At 65.7% G+C, this 26375-nt stretch carries 27 protein-coding genes and 1 tRNA gene; 11 read left to right on the top strand and 17 right to left on the bottom strand.

Annotation, left to right across the window (positions count from 1 at the left end; all coding sequences use genetic code 11):
- Positions 1-15: 15 nt before the first annotated feature.
- From L879_RS0118320 to gor, 4 genes are all read right to left on the bottom strand, one after another.
- Positions 16-1749 carry an NAD+ synthase gene (locus tag L879_RS0118320; RefSeq protein WP_027317362.1) on the bottom strand — a complete coding sequence of 578 codons (1734 nt, stop codon included), beginning with the start codon at positions 1747-1749 and terminating at the stop codon, positions 16-18.
- A gap of 370 nt (positions 1750-2119) precedes the next feature.
- Complete coding sequence (locus L879_RS0118310; protein ID WP_027317361.1) at positions 2120-3505, bottom strand: class II 3-deoxy-7-phosphoheptulonate synthase; 1386 nt, start codon at positions 3503-3505, stop codon at positions 2120-2122.
- A 175-nt stretch (positions 3506-3680) separates the two neighbouring features.
- Positions 3681-4730 carry a GSU2403 family nucleotidyltransferase fold protein gene (locus tag L879_RS0118305; RefSeq protein WP_027317360.1) on the bottom strand — a complete coding sequence of 350 codons (1050 nt, stop codon included), beginning with the start codon at positions 4728-4730 and terminating at the stop codon, positions 3681-3683.
- 150 nt (positions 4731-4880) lie between these two features.
- Complete coding sequence (gene gor / locus L879_RS0118300; RefSeq protein ID WP_027317359.1) at positions 4881-6266, bottom strand: glutathione-disulfide reductase; 1386 nt, start codon at positions 6264-6266, stop codon at positions 4881-4883.
- Between the two features lie 228 nt (positions 6267-6494).
- Between gor and L879_RS0118295 the strand changes: the two genes are divergently transcribed.
- The 3 genes from L879_RS0118295 (at position 6495) to L879_RS0118285 (ending at position 9516) form a co-directional block, all read left to right on the top strand.
- Positions 6495-7466: a Bug family tripartite tricarboxylate transporter substrate binding protein gene (locus L879_RS0118295; RefSeq protein ID WP_027317358.1), complete on the top strand. Its 972-nt coding sequence runs from the start codon at positions 6495-6497 to the stop codon at positions 7464-7466.
- A 65-nt stretch (positions 7467-7531) separates the two neighbouring features.
- The gene (locus L879_RS0118290) at positions 7532-8005 is read left to right on the top strand and encodes a tripartite tricarboxylate transporter TctB family protein (RefSeq protein WP_027317357.1); all 474 of its coding nucleotides are present in this window, start codon (positions 7532-7534) and stop codon (positions 8003-8005) included.
- 11 nt (positions 8006-8016) lie between these two features.
- Positions 8017-9516, top strand: coding sequence for a tripartite tricarboxylate transporter permease (locus tag L879_RS0118285; protein ID WP_027317356.1), 1500 nt, complete (start codon positions 8017-8019; stop codon positions 9514-9516).
- Between the two features lie 136 nt (positions 9517-9652).
- Here the strand turns inward: L879_RS0118285 and L879_RS0118280 are convergent, their stop codons facing one another.
- From L879_RS0118280 to L879_RS0118265, 4 genes are all read right to left on the bottom strand, one after another.
- Positions 9653-9976 (bottom strand): DUF2853 family protein, encoded by a 324-nt coding sequence (locus L879_RS0118280; RefSeq protein ID WP_027317355.1) that lies wholly within the window; start codon positions 9974-9976, stop codon positions 9653-9655.
- 204 nt (positions 9977-10180) lie between these two features.
- A complete protein-coding gene (locus tag L879_RS22285; protein WP_051435429.1) occupies positions 10181-10681 on the bottom strand; it encodes a DUF2059 domain-containing protein in 501 nt (166 codons plus the stop codon).
- 36 nt (positions 10682-10717) lie between these two features.
- Positions 10718-11413: a ribose-5-phosphate isomerase RpiA gene (gene rpiA, locus L879_RS0118270; protein WP_027317354.1), complete on the bottom strand. Its 696-nt coding sequence runs from the start codon at positions 11411-11413 to the stop codon at positions 10718-10720.
- 128 nt (positions 11414-11541) lie between these two features.
- Positions 11542-11997 carry a hypothetical protein gene (locus L879_RS0118265; RefSeq protein ID WP_027317353.1) on the bottom strand — a complete coding sequence of 152 codons (456 nt, stop codon included), beginning with the start codon at positions 11995-11997 and terminating at the stop codon, positions 11542-11544.
- A gap of 89 nt (positions 11998-12086) precedes the next feature.
- Between L879_RS0118265 and L879_RS0118260 the strand changes: the two genes are divergently transcribed.
- The gene (locus L879_RS0118260; protein WP_027317352.1) at positions 12087-12788 is read left to right on the top strand and encodes an HAD family hydrolase; all 702 of its coding nucleotides are present in this window, start codon (positions 12087-12089) and stop codon (positions 12786-12788) included.
- Between the two features lie 70 nt (positions 12789-12858).
- Here L879_RS0118260 and L879_RS0118255 read toward each other — a convergent pair.
- Positions 12859-12933, bottom strand: a tRNA-Val gene (locus L879_RS0118255).
- Between the two features lie 257 nt (positions 12934-13190).
- Between L879_RS0118255 and L879_RS0118250 the strand changes: the two genes are divergently transcribed.
- Positions 13191-13775: a L,D-transpeptidase gene (locus tag L879_RS0118250; protein WP_027317351.1), complete on the top strand. Its 585-nt coding sequence runs from the start codon at positions 13191-13193 to the stop codon at positions 13773-13775.
- 66 nt (positions 13776-13841) lie between these two features.
- Here L879_RS0118250 and L879_RS0118245 read toward each other — a convergent pair whose 3' ends face one another.
- The gene (locus L879_RS0118245; RefSeq protein WP_027317350.1) at positions 13842-14210 is read right to left on the bottom strand and encodes a gamma-butyrobetaine hydroxylase family protein; all 369 of its coding nucleotides are present in this window, start codon (positions 14208-14210) and stop codon (positions 13842-13844) included.
- A gap of 95 nt (positions 14211-14305) precedes the next feature.
- On the opposite strand from L879_RS0118245, the gene moaA reads away from it, so the two are divergent.
- The 3 genes from moaA (at position 14306) to L879_RS0118230 (ending at position 17277) form a co-directional block, all read left to right on the top strand.
- A complete protein-coding gene (gene moaA, locus L879_RS0118240; RefSeq protein ID WP_245265263.1) occupies positions 14306-15343 on the top strand; it encodes a GTP 3',8-cyclase MoaA in 1038 nt (345 codons plus the stop codon).
- 194 nt (positions 15344-15537) lie between these two features.
- Positions 15538-16350 carry an ABC transporter substrate-binding protein gene (locus tag L879_RS0118235; protein ID WP_051435428.1) on the top strand — a complete coding sequence of 271 codons (813 nt, stop codon included), beginning with the start codon at positions 15538-15540 and terminating at the stop codon, positions 16348-16350.
- A gap of 6 nt (positions 16351-16356) precedes the next feature.
- Complete coding sequence (locus L879_RS0118230) at positions 16357-17277, top strand: NAD(P)-dependent oxidoreductase (protein WP_275944446.1); 921 nt, start codon at positions 16357-16359, stop codon at positions 17275-17277.
- Between the two features lie 73 nt (positions 17278-17350).
- Here the strand turns inward: L879_RS0118230 and L879_RS22280 are convergent, their stop codons facing one another.
- The 6 genes from L879_RS22280 to cobT form a co-directional block, all read right to left on the bottom strand.
- Positions 17351-19717, bottom strand: a complete 2367-nt coding sequence (locus L879_RS22280; protein ID WP_154664264.1) for a caspase family protein — start codon at positions 19715-19717, stop codon at positions 17351-17353.
- A 106-nt stretch (positions 19718-19823) separates the two neighbouring features.
- A complete protein-coding gene (locus L879_RS0118220; RefSeq protein WP_027317346.1) occupies positions 19824-20030 on the bottom strand; it encodes a hypothetical protein in 207 nt (68 codons plus the stop codon).
- Positions 20031-20042: 12 nt separating this feature from the next.
- Complete coding sequence (locus L879_RS0118215) at positions 20043-20834, bottom strand: enoyl-CoA hydratase-related protein (protein WP_035460164.1); 792 nt, start codon at positions 20832-20834, stop codon at positions 20043-20045.
- 533 nt (positions 20835-21367) lie between these two features.
- Positions 21368-21529, bottom strand: coding sequence for a hypothetical protein (locus L879_RS24030; protein ID WP_169732757.1), 162 nt, complete (start codon positions 21527-21529; stop codon positions 21368-21370).
- Positions 21530-21935: 406 nt separating this feature from the next.
- A complete protein-coding gene (locus L879_RS0118200) occupies positions 21936-22448 on the bottom strand; it encodes a thermonuclease family protein (protein WP_051435426.1) in 513 nt (170 codons plus the stop codon).
- Positions 22445-23470, bottom strand: coding sequence for a nicotinate-nucleotide--dimethylbenzimidazole phosphoribosyltransferase (gene cobT, locus L879_RS0118195; protein WP_027317342.1), 1026 nt, complete (start codon positions 23468-23470; stop codon positions 22445-22447). Before cobT ends, L879_RS0118200 begins: the two co-directional genes overlap by 4 nt.
- A 77-nt stretch (positions 23471-23547) precedes the next feature.
- Here cobT and cobS point away from each other — a divergent pair, with 77 nt between their 5' ends.
- The 3 genes from cobS to L879_RS0118180 are packed head-to-tail and all read left to right on the top strand — an operon-like array spanning position 23548 to position 25301.
- A complete protein-coding gene (gene cobS, locus L879_RS0118190) occupies positions 23548-24384 on the top strand; it encodes an adenosylcobinamide-GDP ribazoletransferase (protein WP_027317341.1) in 837 nt (278 codons plus the stop codon).
- Positions 24385-24399: 15 nt separating this feature from the next.
- Entirely contained in the window at positions 24400-24597 is a 198-nt protein-coding gene (locus tag L879_RS0118185; RefSeq protein ID WP_027317340.1) for a DUF1289 domain-containing protein, read from the top strand.
- Positions 24597-25301: a retropepsin-like aspartic protease family protein gene (locus tag L879_RS0118180; protein WP_027317339.1), complete on the top strand. Its 705-nt coding sequence runs from the start codon at positions 24597-24599 to the stop codon at positions 25299-25301. The genes L879_RS0118185 and L879_RS0118180 overlap by 1 nt, the downstream gene beginning before the upstream one ends.
- Before the next feature lie 9 nt (positions 25302-25310).
- Here the strand turns inward: L879_RS0118180 and dusA are convergent, their stop codons facing one another.
- Positions 25311-26315, bottom strand: a complete 1005-nt coding sequence (dusA, locus tag L879_RS0118175) for a tRNA dihydrouridine(20/20a) synthase DusA (RefSeq protein ID WP_027317338.1) — start codon at positions 26313-26315, stop codon at positions 25311-25313.
- Between the last annotated feature and the right edge of the window lie 60 nt (positions 26316-26375).

Here is a 26375-nt window from a genome sequence, read left to right as displayed (position 1 = left end):
GTGACAGTGCTTGCGTCAGATATCCAGCGCCCCCACCCTCGGCTTGCCTGTCGCGCGCTCCAGGGCCTCGTCGGTCCGGTGGGCGGCCAGGCCTTGGTCGCGATAGCGGTTGACGATGGGATAGCGCCGGTCGCGGCCGAAATTCCGCTGCGTGACCTTCACGCCCGGAGGAGCCTGCCGCCGCTTGTACTCGGCGATGTAGAGCAGGCGCTCCACCTTCTTCACCGTTTCCGGATCGTAGCCTTTCGCCACGAGCTCGGAGACGCGCAGCTCCTCCTCCACGAGACCGCGGAGAATATCGTCGAGGACGTCGTAGGGCGGCAGCGAATCCTGGTCCTTCTGGTTTTCACGCAGCTCGGCGGTCGGAGCCTTGGTGAGGATGTTCTCGGGGATCACGATGCCGTCGGGGCCGAGCGCTCCTCTCGGCTTCCAGCGGTTGCGCAGGGCCGAGAGACGGTAGACCTCCATCTTGTAGAGGTCCTTGATCGGGTTGAAGCCCCCGTTCATGTCGCCATAGATCGTGGCATAGCCCACGGACATTTCGGACTTGTTGCCCGTCGTCACGACCATGGCGCCGAACTTGTTCGAGAGGGCCATGAGGAGCGTGCCGCGGGCGCGGCTCTGGAGGTTTTCCTCCGTGATGTCCCGCTGCGTTCCCGCGAAGGCGGGCTCCAGCACCGCCTCGAAACCCTCGACGGCGGGCGCGATGGGCAGAACGTCGTACCGGACGCCGAGCGCCTTGGCGCAGGCCTCCGCATCCTTGAGGGATTCGCCCGAGGTGTAGCGGTAGGGCAGCATCACGCAATGCACGCGCTCCGCGCCCAAGGCATCAACGGCCATGGCGGCGCAGATGGCGGAATCGATGCCGCCCGATAGGCCGAGGACCACGCCGGGAAAGCGGTTCTTCTCCACGTAATCGCGCAACCCCAGGACGCAGGCCGCGTAATCCGCCTCCTCGCCCTCCTCGACCGTCGTGACGGGCGCCTCGCGGCAGATCCAGCCCTCCTCCCCTTTCTCCCAGGTGGTGAGAGCGACGGTTTCCTCGTAGGCGGGAAGCTGGCAGGCGAGCGAGCAATCGGCGTTGAGCACGAAGGACGCGCCGTCGAAGACGAGCTCGTCCTGCCCGCCGACCTGGTTGAGATAGACGAGAGGGAGGCCGCTTTCCGTCACGCGGGCGGCGGCGATGTTGAACCGCTCCTCCGTCTTGCCGCGCCAGTAGGGCGAGCCGTTGGGCACGAGCAGAATCTCCGCTCCCGTCTCAGCGAGGCACTCGACCACGTCGCCGGTCCAGATGTCCTCGCAGATCGGCAACCCCAAGCGGATGCCCCGGAAGTTGACCGGCCCCGGCAGGGGGCCGGGCTCGAAGTTCCGCTTCTCGTCGAACACGCCGTAATTGGGAAGGTCGACCTTGAAGCGCACGGCGATGGAGCCGTTGTCGAGAAGCGCATAGGCGTTGTAGAGCGCCCCCTCCTCGCGCCACGGCAGCCCGATCAGGATCCCCGGCCCGCCATCGGCGGTCTCGCGGGCAAGGCGCTCCAGAGCCGCGCGGCAGGCATCCTGGAAGGCGGGCTTGAGCACGAGGTCCTCGGCGGGATAGCCCGCAAGGAACTGCTCGGCGAACATCACGAGATCCGCGCCGAGCCGGGCCGCCTTGGCGCGCGCGGCGCGGGCCTTCGCTTCGTTGCCGGTCACATCGCCGACGGTGGGGTTGAGCTGCGCGAGAGCGATCTTGAGACTGTTCTGGGCCATGGCACCCACAGAATTAGCGCGCTGCGGCGAGCGCAGCAATGCAGGCCCGAGCGATCCTTCTGCACCCATGCCCTCGGATCGCGCTCTGCGAAGGCGCGATCCGAGGCACAGGGTCGGGAATGGACGATGGACGCGAGCCGTCAGATGTCCGGCCGCTTCTGGAACCCGATAAAGCTCAGGTCGTTGTCCCCACACGATTTATGCAATGGAGACAGCGATGCTGAAGGGTGGTTTGCTTTGGCTGATCGGCATTCCTCTGCCGATCATTCTCATTCTCTACTTCATGGGCTGGCTGAGCTGAGCCCTGCACTGGCTCACGGTCATTCCAGCAAAGTAAAAAGGGCGCCCGAGGCGCCCTTTTTCTTTCGTTTCACTCAGCCGCCAGAGCGGCCGGTTGTTCCCTTGACTGGCGCTCGCGCTTGATCAGCTCCGAGGTCAGGAAGGCGATTTCCAGCGCCTGCTCCGCGTTGAGGCGCGGGTCGCAATAGGTGTGGTAGCGGTCGGACAGGTCCGCATCCGTGAGGGCGCGCGCGCCGCCGGTGCATTCCGTAACGTTCTTGCCGGTCATCTCCAGATGGATGCCGCCTGCATGCGTGCCTTCCGCCTGATGGATCGCGAAGAAGTCCCGCACCTCGCCCATGACCCGCTCGAAGGGCCGGGTCTTGTAGCCGGATGCCGCCTTGATCGTGTTGCCGTGCATCGGGTCGCAGGACCAGACCACCGTGCGGCCTTCCCTCTGCACCGCGCGGATGAGGCCCGGCAGATGGTCGCCCACCTTCTCGGCGCCGAAGCGGCAGATCAGGGTGAGGCGGCCGGCCTCGTCCTCGGGATTGAGGGCGTCGATGAGCTTGAGCAGCCCGTCCGGCGAGAGCGACGGACCGCACTTGAGGCCGATCGGGTTCTTGATACCGCGCATGTATTCCACATGGGCGTGGTCGGCCTGACGGGTGCGGTCGCCGATCCAGAGCATGTGACCGGAGGTGGCGTACCAGTCCCCGGTCGTGGAATCGACGCGGGTCAGGGCCTCCTCGTAGCCGAGCAGCAGGGCCTCGTGACTGGTGAAGAAATCCGTCGAGCGCATCTCGGGATGCGTCTCGGGATCGATGCCGATGGCCCGCATGAAGTTCAGGCTCTCGGTGATGCGCTCGGCCAGCTCGCTGTAGCGCGAGGATTGCGGCGAGTCCTTCACGAAGCCCAGCATCCAGCGATGCGCGTTCTCGAGATTCGCATAGCCGCCGGTGGCGAAGGCGCGGATCAGGTTCAGCGTCGCGGCCGACTGCCGGTAGGCCATGAGCTGGCGGCGCGGATCGGGCGTGCGGGCCTCGGGCGTGAAGGCGATGTCGCTGATGATGTCGCCGCGATAGCTCGGCAGCTCCACGCCGTCGATGGTCTCCGTCGGCGCCGAGCGCGGCTTGGCGAACTGGCCGGCGACGCGGCCGATCTTCACCACGGGCGAGCCGCCCGCATAGGTGAGCACCACCGCCATCTGCAGGAACAGACGGAAGAAATCGCGGATGTTGTCGGCCGAATGCTCGGCGAAGCTCTCGGCGCAATCGCCGCCCTGGAGCAGGAAAGCCTCGCCCCTGGCGACCTTGGCCAGATCGCGCTTCAGCTTGCGGGCCTCGCCCGCAAAGACGAGCGGAGGAAAGGCTGCGAGCTGCTGCTCGACCCCTTCAAGCGCCTCAAGGTCCGGATAGGCCGGAACCTGCTGGATCGGCTTGTTCCTCCAGCTGTCGGGCGTCCACCGCTCGGTCATGACACTTACCCCCGTGTCCTTTCTCAACTACGCGTCGTTCTCCGCAACAAGCGGCACGAAACGGCACCTATACACGACATATTCAAAAAGGCGAGTGCCGAAAGGCCGCGCCGCTGGAAGCAGCCCCGGCGGCAGTAACCTACGTCCCCTTTCCCGCGCAAATGAGGCATCCGGGTCAGAAAGCATAAGAATCCTGCGTTTCCTGCCTGCCGAACAGAGGCTTCGCCAGGTCGAAGAGTTCACGCGGAAGCATGCGCATTTCGGCCTCGTCGAACGGCAAATGCACCAGATAGCGCGAAACGATCTGGGCGACGGCCTCCGCCTGCGCGGCATCCCGCCGTCGCTTTGTCGGCTCCCGATCCTGCTGCCTGGACAACCAAAGCTTATGAGCAGCGAACACTCTCGGGTCGCTGGCAACGATCCGAACGGGCCCGCCTCTCTCGTCAATGGCGACCGCCTCGAACGAAGGGGCGCTTTCGTGCCATGTCAATCCGCCGATCGGCACGGCAGCCAGTTCATCCTGTGTCCGACCGATTCGGTCCCGCTCGTTCATCCAGGGAGGATTTCGCTGGGGCTTGATCAGATCGACAAGGTAGCCGTCCCGATTGACGGCCCGGAACGCCAGATCGGTTCTTTCAAAGGACTTGTCCACCTTCCTCAAAAGGTTGATCAGGGCTGGCTCGGCCACGGAGTCGCTCATGGCAAGCCGAAGCGACATCCTGGCGTCTAAAAGCAAGTCAATATCGAGCGTTGCCGTGATGTCCGGATCGACCATGACCCCGGCAACGGCCTCGTAGGCGTAAATTGCATTCGTTCCGACAATCCGGATGCCTTTCCCTAAGACCCCAGCCTCGTCGAGGGCCCGAACGATCCTCGCCCCCATCAGCGGGACGCGTCCGAGTTTGACGGCCCGGTTGATGGCCGCCTGCCTGACCATCGTCTCGCGCATGGACTTGAAGCGCTCAGAGGCCTCCGCGCGCCCGCGCTCCCAATCGGCTTTTCTTTTCTCGGTCTCAGGACTGCGGCGCCCTTCCGACTTCTGGCGTCGTCTTCCGGCACTGTCGTAGTAGCTGCGCGCCAGATACTGCTCCCCCTTGACATCCTGCCATACAAGGGACCCTCGATAGCTTTCCAGCCGCGACTTCGCTTCGCGCCATGCGGCGAACCGTTGGTCGGAATTGACCTTTTCACGCCTTTGATCGTTGTTAAGCTCTTGAAAATTCAATGTTTCAACACCAAGGCCAGTTTCATATTTAAAGTGTTGAAACAGACCTTAAGCCTGGGAGAGGCATATTTCAACAATTTCACCGCGTAGCGCTTGAGAGTGTTGAAACGTCGAAGCGGAGGGGAAGGCTCGCCCCATGCGTCCTTCGCCCTACCCCACCGCCACCGGCTTCTTCACCACCACCGGGGTGCGCATGGTCACGAGTTCCTCGGCTGCCGTTGGGTGAACCGCGATGGTGCGGTCGAAATCGGCCTTGGTCGCGCCCATGGTCACGGCGATCCCGGCGAGCTGGATCATCTCGCCCGCGTCGTGCCCCATGATGTGGACGCCGCGGACCTTATCGGTGGCCTTCTCGACGATGAGCTTCATGAAGACCCGATCCTTGCCCCCCGAAAGGGTCGCCTTCATGGGCCGGAAAGCGGTCTTGTAGACGTCGATCTCCCCATAGACCGCCCGGGCTGCGGCCTCGCCGCAGCCGATCACGCCGATCTCCGGCGTCGAGAACACCGCCGTGGGAATCAGGTCATGGTCCACGATGGTGGGCTTTGCGCCGAACACCGTGTCCGCGAAGGCATGGCCCTCGCGGATGGCGACGGGGGTCAGGTTCGCCCGGTTGGTGACGTCGCCCACGGCATAGATCGACGGGATGAGGGTCTGCGAATAAGCGTCCACCGGAATGGCCCCGACCTCGTCGACCGTAATCCCCGCCTTTTCCAGCCCCAGCCCACTGGTGTTGGGCCTCCGCCCGGTGGCGACGAGAACCTGGTCGACCGTGAGGGTCGAGCCGTCGCTCAAGGTCGCGGCGATGCCATCGGCCGTCCTGTCGAGGCGATTCAAGGTGCGCCCCAGGGCGAGCCCGATGCCCCGCTGGGCATAGGCCTCGCCGAGGGCGTCGCGCACATCCTCGTCGAACCCGCGCAGGAGCTTGTCACCCCGGTGCAGCAGCGTCACCTCGCTGCCGAGACCCGCGAAGATGCCCGCGAACTCGACGGCGATGTAGCCCCCGCCCACCACCAGGATGCGCTTGGGCTGGGTTTCCAGATGGAAGACCTCGTTCGAGGTGATGCCCAGCTCGCCGCCGGGAATGACCGGCTCCAGGGTCGGATGGGCGCCGACCGCGACGAGGATGTATCGGGCGCGGACGCGCGCGCCGGTCTTCAGCAGATGGACCGTATGCGCATCCTCGATCACGGCGCGGCTATCGACGACCTCGACCCCTGCCTTCTCGAGATTGGCCCGGTAGATGCCCTCCAGCCTGTCGATTTCCCGGTCCTTGTTGCGGATCAGGGTCGCCCAGTCGAAGCGGGTCTCGCCGAGGCTCCATCCGAAACCCGGCGCATCGTGAAACTCGTCGGCGAAGCGGCTCGCATAGACCATCAGCTTCTTGGGCACGCAGCCACGGATCACACAGGTGCCGCCGACCCGGTACTCCTCCGCCAACATGACCTTGGCGCCGTAGCCCGCCGCGATGCGGGCGGCACGCACGCCGCCCGACCCGCCTCCGATGACGAAGAGGTCAACATCGAATGGGGTCATGGGGTTTCTCCGCTCGGATTGGGTGTTCATCACGATCATATAGGGATGGTTTCAGGCGACGCCGCCCGCCGGCCCTGCTTCGAGCACATGGCTGCCCGCCTTGGAGCGTAGCTCTTACGCTAAGGTTCAACAGCGATAAAGGGAGCAGACGCTTGCCGCTCCCCCTTTCCCTCTTTAGGTTCTGCCGCAAGGCGCTTTGAGTGTTTTGAGCGTCCATGGAGGAAACAGATGACCCAGTTTCGTAAAGGTCTTTGGCGCAGCGCGCTGGCTGCGGCGGCCGTGGCAGGTTTCGTAACGTCGGCGGCGGCGCAGATGGAGCTCAAGATCATGGCTCCCGCAGCGCCGGGCGGCGGCTGGGATCAGACGGCCCGCTCCATGCAGCAGGCCCTGACGCAGTCCGGCATCGCCAAGAGCGTGCAGGTCACCAACGTTCCCGGCGCCGGCGGCTCCATCGGCATCGCCCAGCTCGTGAACAACTCCAAGGGCGACGGCAGCCAGCTCATGGTCATGGGCTACGTGATGGTGGGTGCGCTTCTCACCAACAAGTCCCCGATCACCCTCGACCAGACCACGCCCATCGCCCGCCTGACCGCGGAATACGAGGCCATCGTGGTGCCGGCCGACTCACCGATCAAGACCGCGAAAGACCTTGCGGCCGCGATCAAGGCCGATCCGGCGAAGGTCACCTGGGCCGGCGGCTCGGCGGGCGGCGTCGACCACATCGCGGCGGCCCTCTTCGCCAAGGCGGCGGGCGCGGATCCGACCAAGATCAACTACATTCCCTTCTCCGGCGGCGGCGAGGCCCTGGCGGCCATCCTCGGCGGCAAGGTGACTGCAGGCATCTCCGGCTACGGCGAGTTCGAGAGCCAGATCAAGGCCGGCAAGCTGCGTCTCATCGGCCTGACGACCCCCGCGGGCAAGGCGACCGCCGACCTGCCGTCCATCAAGGCCCAGGGCATCGACCTCGAGATCGCCAACTGGCGCGCCGTCGTCGCTCCTCCCGGCATCTCCGCCGACCAGAAGAAGGCCCTGACCGACGCCATGGACAAGATGGCCAAGTCGAAGGAGTGGCAGGAAATCCTGAAGGCCAAGGGCTGGGAGGATTCCTACGTGTCCGGCGACGCCTTCGCCAAGATCCTGGCCGAAGAGCAGGCCCGCACGAAGGACGTGCTCACCGCCGTGGGACTGGTGAAGTCCTGATTTTCAAGATAAATGCCATTGGAAGCGCCGCGCTTGTGCGCGGCGTTTCTTATTTGGGATATCCTATGACTTCATCTCCCCAGCGGCGCATCGACGTGGCGGGCCTCGTCATCGCTCTTATTCTTCTCGGCCTGGCCGGTCTCATCTGGTGGGACATGACCAAGCTCCAGATTCTTTCTCCTTACGACCTCGGCCCGAAGGTCATGCCCATCATCGTCTCCTTGGGCCTCACGCTGCTCGCCGTCGGCAATGCGATCGGGGCTTGGAAGGGCGACCTTCCCGCGCGCGACAGCCTCGACTGGAAACCGATCGTCCTGATCCTCGGCGGCCTGGCCTGCCTGATCGCCCTGATCGCCATCGGCGGCGGCTTCATGATCGGCACGGCCATCCTGTTCGCGGCGACCTCCACGGCCTTCGGGCGCCGCGCGTTCCTCATGGATCTCCTGATCGGAGCCGCGATCGCCGTTCTGATCTATCTGCTGTTTGCGAAGCTCCTGACCCTGTCCCTTCCGGCAGGGCCGCTTGAACATCTGCTCTGAGGCCTGAAAGCATGGAAGCCTTCGTTTCTCTCGCCAACGGCCTCTCCGTTGCGATCCAGCCGATGAACCTGCTCTTCGCCCTCATCGGCGTTCTTCTCGGCACGGCCGTCGGCGTTCTGCCCGGCATCGGCCCGGCGCTTACCGTGGCGCTGCTCCTGCCGGTCACCTTCAAGCTCGACCCGGCGGGCTCGATCATCATGTTCGCCGGCATCTATTACGGCGGCATGTATGGCGGCTCGACCACCGCGATCCTCATCAACACCCCGGGCGAAAGCGCCTCCATGGCGACCGCCCTGGAAGGCAACAAGATGGCCAAGGCTGGACGCGGCGGCCCCGCGCTCGCCACCTCGGCCATCGGCTCCTTCGTGGCGGGCACCATCGCCACCCTCGGCCTGACCTTCCTCGCCCCCTATCTCGTCGACATCGCCGTGAGCTTCGGCCCCGAGGATTACTTCGCCCTCATGTGCGTGGCCTTCGTGACCGTCTCGGCCACCTTCGGCGATTCCCCCGTGCGGGGCCTGACGAGCCTCTTCATCGGCCTGACTCTCGGGCTCGTCGGCATCGACATTCTCTCCGGCCAGTCCCGCCTGAGCTTCGGCATTCCCGAGCTCTACGACAATATCGAGGTGACGACCCTGGCCGTCGGCCTCTTCGCGGTGGGCGAAGCGCTCTACGTGGCCTCGCGCCGCCATGTCCACGAGGAGAGGCTCGAGGCCGTGCGCGGCTCCCTCTGGATGACCAAGGAGGACTGGAAGCGGTCCTGGAAGCCCTGGCTGCGCGGAACCGCGTTCGGATTCCCGATCGGGGCCCTCCCCGCCGGCGGCGCGGAAATCCCGACCTTCCTGTCCTATTCGACCGAGAAGCGCCTCACGAAATATCCCGAGGAATTCGGCAAGGGCGCCATCGAGGGCGTGGCGGGGCCGGAAGCGGCCAACAACGCCTCCGCGGCCGGCACCCTCGTGCCGCTGCTGACCCTCGGCCTTCCGACCTCCGCTACCGCGGCCATGCTGCTCGCGGGCTTCCAGCAATACGGCCTCAACCCCGGCCCCCTGCTGTTCGCGGAGCAGCCCAATCTGGTCTGGGGCCTGATCGCCAGCCTGTTCATCGCCAACGGCATGCTGCTGGTGCTCAACCTGCCCCTGGTGGGCCTGTGGGTGCGCCTGCTCGCGATCCCGCAGCCCTGGCTTTATGCGGGCATCCTGGTCTTCGCTACCATGGGGACCATCGCGGCCAATCCGTCGCCGGTGGAGCTCATCATGCTCACGGTCTTCGGCGTGCTCGGCTTCCTGATGCGCCGGTTCGACTTCCCGATCGCTCCGGTCGTGGTGGGGCTGATCCTGGGGCCTATCGCCGAAAGCCAGCTGCGGCGGGCGCTGTCGATCAGCCTCGGCGACCCGATGGTCCTGCTGCAGAGCCCGATCTCGGCGACGCTCCTCGCTATTGCCCTGATCGCCCTGATCCTCCCCTTCGTCCTCAAGGGGCTGGGACGCTTCAAGGCGGTCGAGGACTGACGCAGAACCCCACGGGTTCACGGAAAGCGCCGGTTCCAGGGACGGAACCGGCGCTTTTTTATGTCCAGGCCCAAGCCCTTTTCTTGGGTATGCCGCATCTTTGATGGCGAACCGGATCCAATTCGCCGAAAATGCTTTAAGCCGCGAAGGCCGACAGTTTCCCGAAATGCTCGGCGAGCAGGTAATAGACCGTCACCCTGTTCTTGCTGCGATCCGCCTTCAGCTTGTCCCCCACCGCTCGAACGGCCTGATCGAGTTCCGCATCGGGAGCGGTCAGTCCCAGCTTCTTCCTGAGGAAGTTCTCACGCACGCGCGCAACCTCCTCCGGGTCCGAGAAGGACACGAGAGCGGAGTCGCGCTTCTGCAGGGCGATCCCGCAATACCGGACAATGCCTGCAATCGCCTTGTCGTCGGCGTTGGGCACATACTTTTTGACGTCGACAGCCCAGTCTTCAGCCATGTTCGTTCCTCCGAGAGCCCTGGCGCAGGGCGCGAAGGGCAAAAAGGGCCTCCTCGTTCGGCTACGGGCACGGACATCTTCGACAACGAGGGCCCTGCAGAAAGGGTAGCGCCGAGCTTGGCGGCGGCAAGGGCTCCTCCAGAACGAAGAAGGCCCGGTTTCCCGGGCCTTCCATCACGCCGATATGCGCTTGGCGCGTGCGCCTTACTGCAGCTGGTGCCCGCGCTTGCCCATCTCCTCGCGGGCGCGGGTCAGCACGAACTGGGCAGTCTGCTGCGTCCAGGTGGCGAGGTCGCGGACGATGTCGTCGAGAACGCCAGGCTGAACCTGGACGTACTTGGCGCCGGCCGGAGATTTGTAGAAGGTCGCGATGTCCTTCAGCTCGGCCTCGGTCAGGCGGGAAGCGAAGGCCTTGGCCGCGTTGTCGATCATCTTCTGTTTCTGCTGCTCGAGCTCGGGCCGGATCATCGCCACGACCTGGTCCAGGTCCTGCTTGATCTCCGGACGGGTGACGTTCATCTGCTGCAGCTGGTCCAGGAACGGCTCGGCCATGGCGTCGAACGAGCGCGTCATGCCGGAGCTGATGGCGACCTCACGGGCGAGGGCAAGGTGGCTGGCGCTCGGCTGCGCCTGCGCGAAGGCGGGGCTTGCGAGCATGAACAGCGCGACCGACGTCGCGGCGAGGCGTGAGGCGTTGCGGATCATAGAAGTGGCTCCAATCGTCATGTCTTTTGGGGAGGGTCAGAGCTGACCGAGTTCGACGAGCCCGTCAGCCGTGGCGAGGATCGCGCCGGTGGCCAGGCCCAGGAAAAGACCGTGTTCGACGACGCCGGGAATGTTGTTCAGCGTCGAGGCAAGCACGTTCGGCTTGTCGATGCGCTCGAGATGCGCATCGAGAATGAAATGGCCGCCATCCGTCACGAAAGGCGCGCCGTCGGCGGCGCGGCGCAGGCGCAGCTCGCCGCTCATGGACAGGGAATCGAGCAGCTTGACGATGGCCCGCTCCGTCGCCGTCAGGCCGAACGGCACCACCTCGATGGGCAGCGGGAAGCGTCCGAGCTTCGCGACGCGCTTGGAGCCGTCGGCGATCACGATCATCCGCTGGCTGGCGGACGCCACGATCTTCTCCCGCAGGAGAGCGCCGCCGCCGCCTTTGATCAGGCGCAGGTCGTCGTCGAGTTCGTCGGCCCCATCCACCGTCAGGTCGAGATCGGGCGTTTCGTCGAGCGTCGAGAGGGGAATGCCCTCACGCTGGGCCTGCTCGCGGGTCGCCTCGGAGGTAGGGACACCCACCACCTTCAGCCCGCCCCGGACGCGCTCGCCGAGGGCCGCGACGAAAAACGCCGCGGTCGAGCCGGTGCCGAGACCGAGCCTCATGCCGTCGGTGACAAGCTGTGCTGCCCTTTCGGCTGCGGCGCGCTTGAGATTGTCGCTCACGGATACCCTCTGAAAATAAACTCGGCCTGGCCTTTTAGGTTGGGCCCCTTCGCCCGCCTCTAGCATGCCAGGGCATGGAGAAGAAAGAACGTTTCGGCCGTAACCCGCGCCGGGGCCCGGCGAAGGCCTCAGGGCCGCTGCGGCGAAGCGCCCGTCCCGGGGCTGACGCTCGGCGTGGCGACCGGCGCGGCCGAGGACGAGGTGGCCGGCGAAGGGGTCGTCTGCGGGGTGCACACCACCCGCTCGTCGAAAACATAGCAGATGCTCATCTGGCCGGTCCGGTAATTGACCCGGAAGACGCCCCCTTCCCGCTCGTGACGGGACGCGACGAGGCCATATTCGCCCGGAGCCTGGGGGCCGGCGCCCTCGCCCGCGCTGAAGCAGAGCGTGACCCCAATTGTGCCTTCCTGAAGCCCATACTGGCAGGAGCTCACCTCGCCGGTGATCCGGTCGATTCGATAGATGCGGTTCAGGTCGGTCTGGGGAGCAGGAACGAAATCGTAGGATGCAGCCAGGGCGGGGCCGAGCAAGCCCCCCAGCGCCAGGGCTGCGGAAATCAACGCCGCGGAACCAAAGGGCCGCATTCAACACTCCATCCGGTAAGAACGAATCAACCATGACACCATACCATTGCATGCTTGATTCCCTTGCCCCCAGCAGGTAGCCGACCTTCATGGCCATTGATACCCCGCACATCGTCTCGCCCATCGCCGTCTTCGACCTGGACGGAACCTTGGCAGATACGGCCGGCGACCTCGTCGGGACCCTGAACGTCATCCTCGAGCGCGAGGGCCTCGCCCCCCTGCCCGTCGCGAAGGCCCGCGACATGATCGGCGCGGGTGCGAGAGCCCTGATCCAGCGCGGGTTCGAGGCTGTCGGCAAGGAACTGGCCCCGGACCGCCTCGAAGAGCTGTTCAGGCAGTTCATGGTCCATTACGGAGAGAATATCTGCGTCGAAACCCGCCTCTATCCGGGTGTGGTCGCAGCTCTCGACCGCCTGGAACAGGCAGGCTTTATCCTGGCGGTCTGCACCAACAAGGTCGAGGAGCACGCGATCAAGCTGCTGGACGAGCTCGGCATCGGCCATCGCTTCGCAGCCAATTGCGGCCGCGACACCTTTCCCTACTTCAAGCCGGATCCTCGCCACCTGACGCTGACCATCGAGCGGGCCGGCGGAAACCCGAGCCGGGCGGTGATGATCGGCGATTCCCGAACGGATATCGTGACCGCGCAGAATGCCGGCATTCCCGTGGTGGCGGTGCCCTTCGGCTATACGGACGTGCCGGTCCGGGAGCTTGGTCCGGACCTCGTCATCGATCACTTCGACGATCTTTTCGCCGCCGTGCAGAGGGTCATGAGGCCGCTGGCGGCCTGACGCGGGCAAAAGGGTTGGGCCCGCGCGCTGCATACGCACGAAAATGTGAAGATTGCTTGTCAGGAAGGAATGGTGGGCGCGACAGGGATTGAACCTGTGACCCTTCGCGTGTGAAGCGAATGCTCTCCCGCTGAGCTACGCGCCCTGACAAAGGCCTTCTAAAGGCGCAGAACCCTCGGCGTCAAGCCAAAGAAGCAGGTTTCCGGCGAACTATTTTCCAGCGGAGAATTGCGGCAGCGCGACTTTAACCGCTCGGTTACGAAGTGGCGAAATTCAGGCGTTTTCGTGCCCTAACCGCACTAGGATTTTATAGCAAAACCTTGATATGCATGGATCCGAAGCGGGGCTATTGCGTTGAGCAATCACAAACCCTGCCATCAACACGTTCAATCTGAGGCAATCATGGGACGCACCTGCGCTGCCCTGTCCGGGCTTGCTTGCGCTTTCGTCGCCATCGCGACGCCGGCTGCGGCATTTACGGCTATCGATCCGCTCACCCGCCAACCGCTCTACAGCGCTGAGGACACCTTCAAGGCCCAGGCCGCTCCCGTCCCGCGGGAGGTCGTCGCCTTCAACGGCCGCTATGCGCCCGGCACCATCGTCGTCTCGACGAGCGAGCGCCGTCTGTGGTTCGTGCTCGGCAACGGCCAGGCGGTCCAGTACGGCGTGGGCGTGGGCCGCCCGGGCTTCACCTGGTCCGGCACCCATTCCGTCACCATGAAGCGCGAATGGCCCGATTGGCGTCCGCCGTCCGCGATGCTCAAGCGCCGCCCCGACCTGCCCCGCTACATGAAGGGCGGACCGGACAACCCGCTCGGCGCCCGCGCCCTCTATATTGGCAGCACGATCTACCGCATTCACGGCTCCAACGAGCCGGAGACCATCGGCGAGGCCGTGTCCTCGGGCTGCATCCGCATGACCAACGAGGACGTGATGGACCTCTACAGCCGCGCCAAGGTCGGTGCGCAGGTCGTCGTCCTGCGCTAAGTCTTTTCTCAAGGTGAGCGCGATGGCCGGGTCCGCCCGGCCATTGGCATTTTCAGGAATGCCCCCTCAGCGGAGCCGATCCCGCGAGAGGCCCTTGGCCGTCAGTTCGTCGAGATAGGCCTGCCACTTCTCCCCCTGCTCCGCCCCGAGCCGGTAGAGATAGTCCCAGCCATAGATCCCCGTATCGTGCATGTCGTCGAAGACGAGCTTCACGGCATAATTGCCCACCGGCTCCACCCCGATGATCTCCACGTCCCGCTTGCCCGGCACAGTCCTGCGCTCGGCGGGGCTATGCCCCTGGACCTCCGCCGAAGGGCTCGTCACGCGAAGGTACTCGGCCGGGAGGTCATAAGCCGCGCCGTCGTCGAAAACGATGCGCAGGCTGCGCCTGTCCTTGGCGAGACGCAGTTCCGTCGGCCAGCGCTCGGTTGTCATGGGCTCAAGCCCCTCTCATGGTTTTCATTTGACGCTCACTGCGCGATCCCTAGTTTATAGGCAAGCACTCACGTGAACGACAGGACCGCTGCACCATGGGAGCCATGAAGGCCCAGCCTGAGAATTCCGCCTCCGGCCCCCTGCTCATGGACCCGTTCGGTCGGGCGATCACCTATCTTCGCGTATCGGTGACTGACCGCTGCGACTTTCGCTGCGTGTATTGCATGTCGGAGGACATGGCCTTCCTGCCCAAGCGGGACCTGCTCACCCTCGAGGAGCTCGACCGGATCTGCTCCGCCTTCGTCGGGCAAGGCGTGCGCAAGCTGCGCATCACGGGCGGCGAGCCCCTGGTGCGGCGCGACATCATGCAGCTTTTCGGCTCCCTCTCCCGGCACCTGGATTCGGGCGCCCTCGACGAGCTCACCGTCACGACGAACGGTTCGCAGCTCGCCCGCCACGCCAGGGATCTCGCCGCATGCGGGGTGAGGCGGATCAACGTCTCCCTCGACACCCTCGACGCGGACAAGTTCCGCCGCATCACGCGCTGGGGAGATCTCACCAAGGTCATGCAGGGGATCGACGCCGCTCAAGGCGCGGGGCTGAAGGTCAAGATCAATACCGTCGCGCTCAAGGGCGTGAACGACGACGAGCTGGAAACGCTCCTGGAATGGTCCCATGGCCGCGACATGGATCTGACGCTCATCGAGGTCATGCCCCTGGGCGAGATCGACGGACAGCGCATCGACCAGTTCATGCCCCTCTCCCTGATCCGCGCCCGCCTGGCCTCGCGCTACACACTGAAAGACATCGACGACCGCACCGGCGGGCCGGCCCGCTACGTGCGCGTGGAGGAAACCGGCGGGCGGCTCGGTTTCATCACGCCGATGACGCACAATTTCTGCGAGAGCTGCAACAGGGTGCGGCTAACCTGCACGGGTCAGCTCTTCATGTGCCTGGGCCAGGAGGATGCCGCCGACCTGCGGGCGCCGGTGCGCGCCTCGGAGAGCAACGAGCTTCTCGAACGGGCCATCGCCGACGCTATCGCCCGCAAGCCCAAGGGGCACGATTTCATCATCGACCGGCGGCATGACCGCCCCGCCGTGGGCCGCCACATGAGCGTCACGGGCGGTTAGAGCATTTTCGGCGAAGTGGATCCGGTTCGCCGTTCAAAAATGCGGCATGGCAAAGACGAGAGCTGATTCCAGATCTGTGGAAGCGGCTCTCATCTCGATCTTCGACGAACGGCAAACGAAGCTGCGCCACTGCGCCGTTTGACTGTTGCCTATTTTCAAGGAATATCGGGCTCCACCATTCGGGCTGGGCCGCCGTGAACGTACTGCGTATCGGGACAAGACTGACGATCATCGCGAGCCTGCTCATCGGGCTTCACGTGGGGCCATGCCTGTCGCAGGAGGCTCACTCTCCTTCGACCACCCCCACTCCCCCCACCATCCGCATCGCCGTGGAAGGCGCATATCCGCCTTTCAACTTCATCGACGCCAACAACGAGCTGCAGGGCTTCGAGGTCGAACTGCTCAAGAGACTCTGCGAGGTCATGCAGGCGCAATGCGAACTCGTGCAGCACGAGTGGGACGGCATCATCAAGGGTCTCGTGCGCAAGGAATACGATGCGGTCATGTCGTCGGTGGAGATTACCGAGCGGCGGCAGAAGAGGATTGCGTTCTCCGATCCCTATTACCGGATCCCCGCCGTTTTCATCGGCTCGAAGGAGACCGCGCCCGGAGACGTCACGCCAGCAGCCATGGCCGGCAAGAAGATCGGAACCATCGAGCGCACCGATCACGAGGACTATCTCAAGCGCTTCTACACGAATTCAGAGATCGTGCTTTATGCGAAGGCCGAGGAGGCCAATCTCGACCTCCTGGTCGGACGCCTCGATGCGGTCTTCGCCGACGAGCTGCTGCTGTCGAAATTCCTCGAAACCCGCGAGGGCGGCTGCTGCCACATCCTTGGCGATGCTCCGGCGGAACCAGCCTACAGGCGCGAATCCTACGGCATCGGCCTGCGAAAGGAGGACGAGGCGCTGCGGGAGCGCTTCAACCGCGCCATCGCCCAGGTCAAGGCCGACGGCAGCTACGACCGCATCCGCGCCAAATATTTTTCATTTGATACAAAATAGAGCCGTTTGACCCGGACCGCCTCTGTTCCTAGAACCGAGGGGAACTTCAGGGAGCGGACGATGGCGAAGGTTGCATTCCTCGGACTGGGCGTGATGGGCTATCCCATGGCGCGCCACCTTCAGGCGAAGGGCCACGAGGTGACGGTCTATAACCGCACGCATGCGAAGGCCGAGCGGTGGGTGTCCGAGAACGGCGGGCGCACCGCCAGAACCCCGCGCGAGGCGGCCCAGGGCCAGGAGATCGTGTTCGCCTGCGTCGGCAACGACGACGACCTGCGCCAGGTGACCCTCGGCCCCGATGGCGCTTTCCACGGCATGGGCGCGGGCTCGATCTTCGTCGATCACACCACCGCCTCGGCGGAAGTGGCCCGCGAGCTTTATGCCGCCGCCAGGGAGAAGGGCTTCGGCTGCATCGACGCGCCTGTTTCCGGCGGCCAGGCCGGGGCGGAGAACGGCGTTCTCACGGTCATGTGCGGCGGCGATGCGGATGTCTACGCCAAGGCCGAGCCCGCGATCATGAGCTTTGCCCGCGCCTCCCGCCTCATGGGCCCGGCGGGCGCCGGCCAGCTCACCAAGATGATCAACCAGATCTGCATCGCCGGCATCGTGCAGGGACTTTCCGAGGGCATCCACTTCGGCAAGAAGGCCGGTCTCGACATCGAGGCCGTGCTGGACGTGATCTCCAAGGGAGCCGCCGGGTCCTGGCAGATGGAGAACCGGGGCAAGACCATGAACCAGGGCAAGTTCGACTTCGGCTTCGCGGTCGACTGGATGCGCAAGGACCTGTCGATCGTGCTGGGCGAGGCGCGCAAGAACGGCGCGAGCCTGCCGGTGACGGCCCTCGTCGACCAGTTCTACGCGGACGTCCAGAAGATGGGCGGCAACCGCTGGGATACGTCGAGCCTCATCGCCCGGCTCGAGAAGTAAGCCCTCCGTCGATTTTCATCGGCGCAAAGCAAAACGCCGGAGCTGCAAGGGCTCCGGCGTTTTGCTGTCGAGGTCACTGTTGAGGCGGGCAAGGCCGTCCGGGCAGGCAGCGCTGGGAACGGTTGTCGCCCCCCTGCCGCCGGGGCCCATCGGGAGACGGCCGGACCTGGGGCGGCCTGTCCATGTCCCGTCCCGGGCGGGGCTGGGCCACAGCCCTTGGCATCTCGCGGTTGGGTCGCTCCACCTGCGCCGGGGCTTCCATGCGGGGCACCGGATTCGCCCGGAAGATGTGGGGTGCCGGACGCTCGATGGGGGCCGGGCCGCGCGGGGCGGCGCGCTCTTGCTGGATCTGCCGGGCGCGCCTGTCGGCCTGCTCGGCCTCCCGCAGGGCGGGCTGGCGGAAGGGCTGTTGCTGCGGCGCCAAGGATGCAGGGCGTTCGATCCGTGAACGAGGCTTCTCCTCGTCACGGCGCGGCCGGCGGTCTTCCGGCGCAGGCATGCCTATCGCCGGCCGCACGGCCACAGGGGCGGCACGCTCGGGACGGTCGGCGTCGGGCCTTCTGCCCGGCCGGTCGCGCTCGGCCCTGTCCCTGTCAGGGCGTCCACGGTCGGCATCGATCCGCGACCTGTCCGGCTTCGGCTCGCGCGGCAGGATCTCGCCGGCATCGAGCCTCGGATCCCGCGGCCGCACGGCATCCCGCATGGGCGACACAGGGCGAACCTCGCGCTGGTCCCGGGACCTGTCGGGACGCTCGCCAGCCCTGTCGGCATCGGGCCTGCCGGGACGCGGCCGCTCGTCCTGCTGGCCGAGCAGCGGAATCGGGCGCGAGGGAATGCGGACCGGCCGCATCCTCGGCGGCTCGCCTGGACGGCCGGCCCTCTCGTCACGCGGCATCCTCGGATTGACCGAAACCGGAATCGGCTCGATCGGGGCGATGAGTCCCGGCTGGCGCGGGACGCGGTACTGCTCGGGACGCAGGCCGCGACGGAGATAGGGACGACGCTCCCCCATGACGGTCTCGTAGACCGGCGGAGCGGCGACGGGGATGGCGACCATGCCCCTCGGGGTCCTGGGCGCGATGGGTTGATAGAAATACCGGGGAGGACGCGCCCGCACGGGAACTGGGATCGGAACCAGGACCGGCAAGACGCCGGCCATCACGGGCGGCGGCGGCGGTTCGCGGATGATGGTGATGAACTCCACGTCATCCTCATCCCGCGGGGGCAGGAGATAGACCGGCGGGCGCGGCGGAGGCACCTCGCGGATGATGGTCACGACCTCCACCACCTGGATCCTCTCCACCTCGGGCAAGGGCGGCGGCAGGTCGTCGTAGACCACCTCCTCGAAGACCGGCGGCGGTGCGTAGGCGGCCGCGAGACGTGCGAGTCTGCGCCGGCTGTCGGGCGCGTGCGGGCCGGTTGGATAATGCCGCAGATAGGTCCAGTAGGCCTCCCGCGTGTTGCGTGCCAGCGTGCGGCGCCAGACCAGGGCCTCCCTGCGGGCGGCGAGCAGGGCCGTCACGCGGCGGGCGAGCCGGTGATCGGGGTAGCGGCGCAGGAAGTCCTGATACGCCTGGATCGTGTCGCGCTCGACGGCGATGGCGTAGGCCTCCTCGGCGGGGACCTCCTCGATCCGGCGCACCTCGCGCACGACCGGCCGGGCCGCGTCATCCGCCTGCTCGAAGAAGACGAAGGATGCGTTGTCGATATTGGCCATGTGCCAGGGGATCTGCACCCCGTTCGTGGCCTCGTGCGTGCGCAGGCGGGTGCGGGCGAAAACCTCGTCGAGCGGCAGGCCCGGCTGGCGGATCATTTCCGCCAGGGCAGTGGCATAGGCGCCGTAAGGGCCGGTCTCATCCGTCGCGACGATGTTGGGAGCCGTGGAGAAGGCCATCAGGAATCCGGCGGGCGGCTCCATGAGCGCAAGCCCCTTGGCAACCGCCTCGCCCGTGGAATCGAGCGGATAATCCCGCGCCATGTCCGCCACGATCACCCGCACGCGTGCGGGGCTGCGCTCAAGGGAGCGCACGAGATCCGAGAGGCGGAAGCCCTCGATGGGCACGTCCACGTCGCGCTGGATGCGGGCATCGACCGGGAGCAGATAATTGTCACCCTCGAGCTGGACCCCATGGCCGGCCAGATAGACCATGACCGAGGAGCCGGGCTCCAGGTTCTCCACCTTGTCGAGAAAGTCGCGGACGAGGCTGCGCAGATCATTGGCCCCCAGGTCGCGGCCCTGGATCACCTCGAACCCGGCGCTGGTCAGGCTCTGGGCGATCAGGCCCGCATCGTTCACCGCCGTCGGAAGCTGGCGGCCCTGATAGGCCCCCTGCCCGATCACGAGCGCGAGGCGGTCCTGAGCGGCGGCGGTGGATGCCTGACCGAAAACGGCCATCACGGCAAAGGCGAAAAAAACGATAGCACGTTTCAGGTAAGACACGGTTCACGCACCTACTTTGATCCGCATAGCGGAATGACAGGGGTACAAGAGGCTAAGGTATTTGAATGGTCTCTGAACAAAGCAGGGCAATGGGCCATGCGGACCATCAGCGCCGGGTCATCGAGAGATAGACGACGAAGGCGCCGATCGCGACGGCGAGGCCCATGATCGCCAATTGCCGCGCCTCGCCCGTCAGCGCCGCATCCCTGTACATCTGGGAGAGCCGCCCGGCACGCTCGGGGTCCTGGGACACGAACATGCCGATCACGACGCTCAAGGTGGCGAGGGCCAGAATCCAATAGCCGGGGCGCATGCTCTGTTCTCCTCAGCGTCCCTGAAACCGGGGCGGACGCTTTTCCTTGAAGGCAGCGACACCTTCCGCGAAGTCATAGCTGGAACCCGCCTGGCTCTGCAATCGCGCCTCCAGCGCGAGCTGCGCCTCCAGATCGTTGGAGAGGCTCTGCGCCACCGCCTGCTTGGTCAGGCGGTAGGCAAGCCCCGGCCCCGCCGCGAGCTTGGCCGCGAAGGCCGCCACGTCCACCGCGAAGGACGCATCGTCGAAGACCCTGTAGACGAGCCCCATGCGCTGAGCCTCATCGGCCGGGACGGGCTCGGCGCTCAGCATGAGGGCCAGGGCCAGCTTGGGGCCGATGAGGCGCGGCAGGATCCAGGTGCCGCCGGCATCCGGAATCAGGGCGATCCGGGCGAAGGCCTCCTGCAGATAGGAGGAGCGGGCCGCCAGGACGATGTCGCAGGCCAGCGCGATGTTCATGGAGGCCCCGACGGCTGGCCCGTTGAGGGCGGCAATGGTGGGCTTTGGATAATGGGACAGTTTGAGAACCAGCGGGTTGTAGTCCCGCTCCAACGTGGGTCCGAGGTCGACACGGCCCTGCCCGTCGCGCTCCAGGTTCACCGTCAGGTCCTGCCCGGAGGAAAACGCGCGCCCCTCGCCGGTCAGCACGACGACACGCACCGAATCGTCCCGCTCGCACGCATCGAGCGCCTCGCGCAATTCCGCGTGCATCGTGGCATTGAACGCATTCATCTTGTCGGGCCGCGCAAGCGTGATGGTCGCCACCGGTCCGTCAAGAGTGCAGCGCAGGGTCGTCGGGCTCATGCTTCAAGCTCCTTATCGTGGAGCTTGAACATAGTATGGATTTCAAAACGGAGAACCGGGAAAAGCCCGCGTCAGACTAAGAATTAATGCTCCGGTTGAGCCGGTCCGACACTCTCGCTTGCTCATTCTTATGCCAGGCCCTGCGCGGCAGGTCGACCCAGGGAACGAGGTTAAGGTTGGCAGGCTCGCCCAAGCCGCGGCAATCCAGAAAGCTAGGAACGTCAGGCTCCTGAAAAGCACTCCATGGCGAAGCGTCCTGGCTAAGCTCGTCTTCTCCGGCCACGCAATCGTAAGGTCGGGCAACCGATCGAATCTGATATTGCGGCTCGGAAAGTCTGGAATCCAGGCACCCGACGATCGTGTAAGGCTGCTTGCAGATTAAATGGGGGAAGCGCTGCTCTGTATATAGAACATGGTCTCCGACGGCGTATTGATGGCTTCTCATGGTGTGTTCCCTTATGCAGGCATCCGTGCAGGCCGCCATGCACGAAAGCGCGTCCGAGCCCATGCGGCCGCTCAGCAGACTGTTCCCATCAAAAGCGCCGATCCGAGGCCCAGATTTCGATATCCTGGACGGCCACGTCGTGGGGAAGCCCATAGCGCTCTTCCACGCGGGCAATCAGCTCCGCCTTCGTCTTGATTTGAACGAGATCCGACATGGACAGACGATTCCACTTCGCTTGCACCTCGCGCATGTGCCGTCCATCGAAAATATGATCGCTCCGCTTACTGATAATATTCATTATGAAAACCTTATATATTTAGGACAATGCCTCTATCATCATAATGTTCCATCAATAAATTTATGATATTTCTTGTACATTTGCTTCAAAAATAAGTAATTTATGAATTTAATCTTTAAGAATTATTCTTTTGCCATACGATGAAGTCGACCGGATTTCATTCCGCAGCACTGGCCGCAAGTCCGCCTCGGACCAAGGATTGTTCCTGAGCCAGCCGTCAGGGCCAGGAAGGATGCGGCAGGCTCCGATCCGACGGGAAAGCTCTTCGAAATCGGGGGGGGGGGGAATACCTGTTCCTCAGAGCCTTCATCCCGCGAGGCGCAGACCTGGGCGGGCACAGGACGTAAGACCGCGGCTGCTAACCGCCGCGTGCGTTCTCCCGGCGCCAATCCTGCGGGGGCTCGAACTCGCCCTCCCAGAGCCCGGCGGAGCGTGTTTGGGCGCGAACCTCTTCGCCATCATAGGCGCGTCCGTAGGAGACGGCCCAACCGCTCTCCACCATCCGGGCGCCGATATCGGCCCCGTTCACGGTGCAGCGTGCGAGAATGCGCTGATAACGGTCGCGCCCGGCGGCGCGGCAGCGGACCGTCTCGCCGGATACGAGGTCGATGAGGGCCCGCCTCGCGGCTTCGCCGCAGGCATAGGAACGCCCCGAGCGGGAACAGCGCTGTTCCATCTCCGGAGCATCGATGCCCTTGAGACGGATCCGGGCATCGCCGATGCGCAGCGTATCACCGTCTGAAACCTGCGCCCGGCCCTCCAGAATCCGCCCTTCCGGCTTGAGCGCAAGACCGGCTCCGCCCGCGAGGGCCAGCGCGACGGCAAGGGAGGTCAGCCCCCTCCCTTGGAAGGGACGACGGAACCGTCTCACGACAGCCGCTCGGAGACTCCCGCTTGCCCGAAGGTGGCCATGTCGCGATGGATGGCCGCCGCCGCCTTCACGAGGCCGGCCGCCAGCGCCGCGCCCGATCCCTCGCCCAGCCGCATGCCGAGGGCGAGGAGCGGGATCTTGCCCAGGCGGCCCAGCACGTCCTGGTGCGCGCCTTCGGCGCTCAGATGGCCGGCGATGCAATGATCGAGGGTCGAAGGATGGATGGCGTGGAGAACGGCGGCGGCGGCGGTCGCCACATAGCCGTCGAGCACCACCGGAATGCGCTGGAGGCGCGCAGCCAGGATGGCGCCCGCCATGGCGGCGATCTCGCGCCCGCCGAGGCGGCGCAGCACCTCGAGCGGGTCCTTCAGGTTGTCGCCGTGGTGGGCGATGGCCGCCTCCACCGCCGCGACCTTGCGCTTGAGGCCCTCGTCGTCGAGACCCGTGCCGCGGCCGACCCAATGCTCGGCGGAGCCGCCGTAAAGCGCCTTGTAGATCGCCGCCGCGATGGTGGTGTTGCCGATGCCCATCTCGCCGATAGCGAGGAGATCCGTGCCCCCGGCGATGGCCTCCATGCCGAAGGCCATGGTGGCGACGCAGGCCTTCTCGTCCATGGCGTCACCTTCGGTGATATCCCCCGTCGGCATGTCGATGGCGAGGTCGAACACCTTGAACCCCAGGCCATAGGCCGCGCAGATCTGGTTGATGGCCGCCCCGCCCGCCGCGAAGTTCTCCAGCATCTGCCGGTTCACCTCGGAGGGGAAAGCCGACACGCCCTTGGCGGTCACGCCGTGGCTGCCTGCGAAGACGCAGACGAGCGGACGGTCCACGCTCGGGACGGGCTTGGCCTGCCAGGCGGCGAGCCATTCGGCGACCCATTCCAGGCGCCCCAGGCTTCCGGCGGGCTTGGTCAGCTGCCGGTCGCGCATCCGCACGGCCTCGACGGCGGCCTCGTCCGGACCGGGCATGGTCGTGATCAGGCGGCGGATATCGTCGAAAGGTGAGGAAACGGCATCAGACATGGAGGGCTCCAGCCCAGGGGGCATTGCAGAACGCGAAGAGGCGTGACCTATAACGGCCCATGGACGCGGGGTGAAGCATGTCGGAGCAATTTGAACGGGAAGATACTGCGGTAAAGAGCGCGTGGCGGGCAGTCGCGATCGACCTGGCCCATTGCATTCGCTTCTATTCACGCCTTCCGCTGCCAGCCCTGCCTTGGGAGCAGAACGCCCATGCGCTACCGGATTTTTCCCGTCTCGTGCGCATGGTTCCCGCAGCCGGTTTCCTGCTCGGCCTGCTCCCCGCAGCGGCTCTGGGCTTTGCCCTCTTCCTCGATCTCGGCCCCTGGCTCGCCGCCTCCCTCTCCGTCGCCGTCATGGTGCTGACGACGGGCGCCTTCCATGAGGACGGCCTCGCGGACACCGCCGACAGCTTCGGCGGCGCGACCCGGGAGAAGCGCCTGGACATCATGCGGGACAGCCGGATCGGCTCCTTCGGCGCTTCGGCGCTGTTCCTTTCCCTGGCGCTTCGAATCGGCGCTCTGGCCGCCATCGCCTCACGGATCGACGCGGGGGCCGCGACGGCGGCGGTTCTCATCGTCGCCTCTCTGTCCCGCACGGCGGGGCTGATGCCCCTGGTCTTCCTGCCCCCGGCGCGCCGGGACGGGGTGTCGCAGGCCGTGGGGCAGCCGACGCGGGAGACGTTCTGGCTGGCCGTCGGAATCGCCGGAGCCCTCGCGGTGCTCCTCGGCTCGCTCGCCGGCCTGCCTCCTTCGGGCATCGCCCTCATGCTGGCGCTCTCGGGGCTTTCGGGCCTCGCCCTTATCTCCTTCGCCGCCCGTCATCTCGGCGGGCAGACGGGGGACATCGCGGGCGCGGCGCAACAGGTGGCGGAGATCGCGGCCCTGATCGGCCTCTTGACCGTCCTCAAAGCGTAACGACATGAGGACGAGATGACCCGCGTTTCCAGCCCCTGCATCCGCGTCTGCACCCTCGATGCCGAAACCGGCCTCTGCGAAGGCTGCGGCCGCACGCGCGAGGAGATCACCCGCTGGTACCGCATGACCGAGGAGGAGCGCCAGGTGATCATGGCGGAGCTCACGGAGCGCATGCGCCTCGCCTTTACCCACGAGCCCGACAAGGCGGAGTGATGCCCGGCATCCGCGGCGCAGGCCTGATCCTTCTGATCGCCGCCCTGCTGGTGGGGCTTTTCGCCGAGGACGCCGGCGGCGGGTTCTCCACCCTCGAAATCGCAGGGCTCGTGGGTCTCGGCGGGATCGGCCTCATCATGGCCGCCGCCATCGTCGAAGGGTTCGTCCGACACTGGACCCATGGCGTGCAGGCGCTGGCCGTGAGCGGCGGCGTGCTCGTGGCGCTGCTCGTCGTCTATGCCTCCCGCAGCGAGTTTCAGGCGGTTCTCGACCGCGCCATCGGCGACATCGCGGGCGGTCGCACCGTGGTCACGCCGGATGGCGGGGTGGTGGCCGCCCGCAGGACGGACGGCAGCTTCGTGCTCCAGGGCACGGTGAACGGGCATGAGACCCGCTTCATCTTCGACACGGGTGCGAGCACCGTGGTCCTGCGCGCGGAAAACGCTGCCGCGCTCGGCTTCGTGCCGGAGGCGCTGGACTATTCCATCCCCGTCTCCACCGCCAACGGCGCGGCTCTGGCCGCGCCCGTCATCATCGAGCGCCTGACCGTCGGCCCGATCACGGAGCGCAACGTGCCCGCCCTCATCGCCCGCGCGGGCGTGCTCCACGCCAACCTGCTCGGGATGACGTTTCTCGAACGGCTGGGATCCTACGAGGTTCGCGGCAACCGGCTGATCCTGCGGGGCAAGGAAGGCGCAGGGTAAGCCCCGGTCTCATTCAGCCGCGCTGAGTCTCGCCTCCATCAGCGCCATCTCCCGCGACACATGCGCCACCGCGTCGCGCAGGGTCTGCAGGTTCGCTCCAGGCTTGACGGCCTCGGTGGCCAGATGGCGGCGATAGGCGCGCGCGCCGGGGCGGCCCGTGAAGAGGCCGAGCATGTGACGGGTGATGTTGCTCAGGCGCTCGCCCTTTTCCAGCTGCGCGGCAATGTAGGGCTCGTAAGCCTCCACCGCCTCGAACCCATCGGCGACCGGCGGCTCCTCGCCGTAAAGCTCGCGGTCGACGGCGAGCAGAATTTCCGGCTCGTGATAGGCGATGCGGCCGAGCATCACGCCGTCCACGTGCTTCAGGTGGTCATGGATCTCGGCCCAGGTCCTGATGCCGCCGTTGATGGCGACGGGCAGATCCGGACGCGCCCGCTTCAGGCGATAGACGCGGTCGTAATCCAGCGGCGGAATGTCCCGGTTCTCCTTGGGCGAGAGGCCCTTCAGCCAGGCCTTGCGGGCATGGACCGTCAGCTCGTCGCAACCGGCGTCGACCACGCAATCGGTGAGCCGGTTCAACGCCTCTTCTGTATCCTGATCGTCCACGCCGATGCGGCACTTCACCGTGACGGGAAGCGAAACGGCGGCCTTCATGGCGGCCACGCATTCGCCCACGAGCACCGGCTCCTGCATCAGGCAGGCCCCGAAGCGGCCGTTCTGCACCCGGTCCGAGGGGCAGCCCACGTTCAGATTGACCTCGTCATAGCCGAAATCGGCGCAGATCCGGGCGGCCTCCGCCAGCTCCTTCGGATCGGACCCGCCGAGCTGCACCGCCACCGGATGCTCCGCCTCCGAAAAGCCGAGGAGCCGCTCCCGCGGCCCATGGATGACCGCCCCCGTGGTGACCATCTCCGTATAGAGCCGTGCCCGGCGCGACATGACGCGATGGAACGACCGGCAATGCCGGTCCGTCCAGTCCATCATGGGGGCTACGGTGAAGAATTTCTGGGTCATCTCAAGCAAAGCAAGTGGTCGGGCGCTCGGGAACAGGCCCTTTCATATGGGGATGGCGGG

Origin of the sequence: Microvirga flocculans ATCC BAA-817 (assembly GCF_000518665.1) — a bacterium.
Lineage (GTDB): Bacteria > Pseudomonadota > Alphaproteobacteria > Rhizobiales > Beijerinckiaceae > Microvirga > Microvirga flocculans.
This window is presented reverse-complemented; position numbering and strand designations above follow the sequence as displayed.

Coding starts and splice junctions, on each gene's coding strand:
- L879_RS0118320 (WP_027317362.1), bottom strand. CDS start 1,749: ATGGCCCAGAACAGTCTCAAGATCGCTCTCGCGCAGCTCAACCCCACC.
- L879_RS0118310 (WP_027317361.1), bottom strand. CDS start 3,505: ATGACCGAGCGGTGGACGCCCGACAGCTGGAGGAACAAGCCGATCCAG.
- gor (WP_027317359.1), bottom strand. CDS start 6,266: ATGACCCCATTCGATGTTGACCTCTTCGTCATCGGAGGCGGGTCGGGC.
- L879_RS0118295 (WP_027317358.1), top strand. CDS start 6,495: ATGACCCAGTTTCGTAAAGGTCTTTGGCGCAGCGCGCTGGCTGCGGCG.
- L879_RS0118290 (WP_027317357.1), top strand. CDS start 7,532: ATGACTTCATCTCCCCAGCGGCGCATCGACGTGGCGGGCCTCGTCATC.
- L879_RS0118285 (WP_027317356.1), top strand. CDS start 8,017: ATGGAAGCCTTCGTTTCTCTCGCCAACGGCCTCTCCGTTGCGATCCAG.
- L879_RS0118280 (WP_027317355.1), bottom strand. CDS start 9,976: ATGGCTGAAGACTGGGCTGTCGACGTCAAAAAGTATGTGCCCAACGCC.
- L879_RS22285 (WP_051435429.1), bottom strand. CDS start 10,681: ATGATCCGCAACGCCTCACGCCTCGCCGCGACGTCGGTCGCGCTGTTC.
- L879_RS0118265 (WP_027317353.1), bottom strand. CDS start 11,997: ATGCGGCCCTTTGGTTCCGCGGCGTTGATTTCCGCAGCCCTGGCGCTG.
- L879_RS0118260 (WP_027317352.1), top strand. CDS start 12,087: ATGGCCATTGATACCCCGCACATCGTCTCGCCCATCGCCGTCTTCGAC.
- L879_RS0118250 (WP_027317351.1), top strand. CDS start 13,191: ATGGGACGCACCTGCGCTGCCCTGTCCGGGCTTGCTTGCGCTTTCGTC.
- L879_RS0118245 (WP_027317350.1), bottom strand. CDS start 14,210: ATGACAACCGAGCGCTGGCCGACGGAACTGCGTCTCGCCAAGGACAGG.
- moaA (WP_245265263.1), top strand. CDS start 14,306: ATGGGAGCCATGAAGGCCCAGCCTGAGAATTCCGCCTCCGGCCCCCTG.
- L879_RS0118220 (WP_027317346.1), bottom strand. CDS start 20,030: ATGCGCCCCGGCTATTGGATTCTGGCCCTCGCCACCTTGAGCGTCGTG.
- L879_RS0118215 (WP_035460164.1), bottom strand. CDS start 20,834: ATGAGCCCGACGACCCTGCGCTGCACTCTTGACGGACCGGTGGCGACC.
- L879_RS24030 (WP_169732757.1), bottom strand. CDS start 21,529: ATGCGCGAGGTGCAAGCGAAGTGGAATCGTCTGTCCATGTCGGATCTC.
- cobT (WP_027317342.1), bottom strand. CDS start 23,470: ATGTCTGATGCCGTTTCCTCACCTTTCGACGATATCCGCCGCCTGATC.
- cobS (WP_027317341.1), top strand. CDS start 23,548: ATGTCGGAGCAATTTGAACGGGAAGATACTGCGGTAAAGAGCGCGTGG.
- L879_RS0118185 (WP_027317340.1), top strand. CDS start 24,400: ATGACCCGCGTTTCCAGCCCCTGCATCCGCGTCTGCACCCTCGATGCC.
- L879_RS0118180 (WP_027317339.1), top strand. CDS start 24,597: ATGCCCGGCATCCGCGGCGCAGGCCTGATCCTTCTGATCGCCGCCCTG.
- dusA (WP_027317338.1), bottom strand. CDS start 26,315: ATGACCCAGAAATTCTTCACCGTAGCCCCCATGATGGACTGGACGGAC.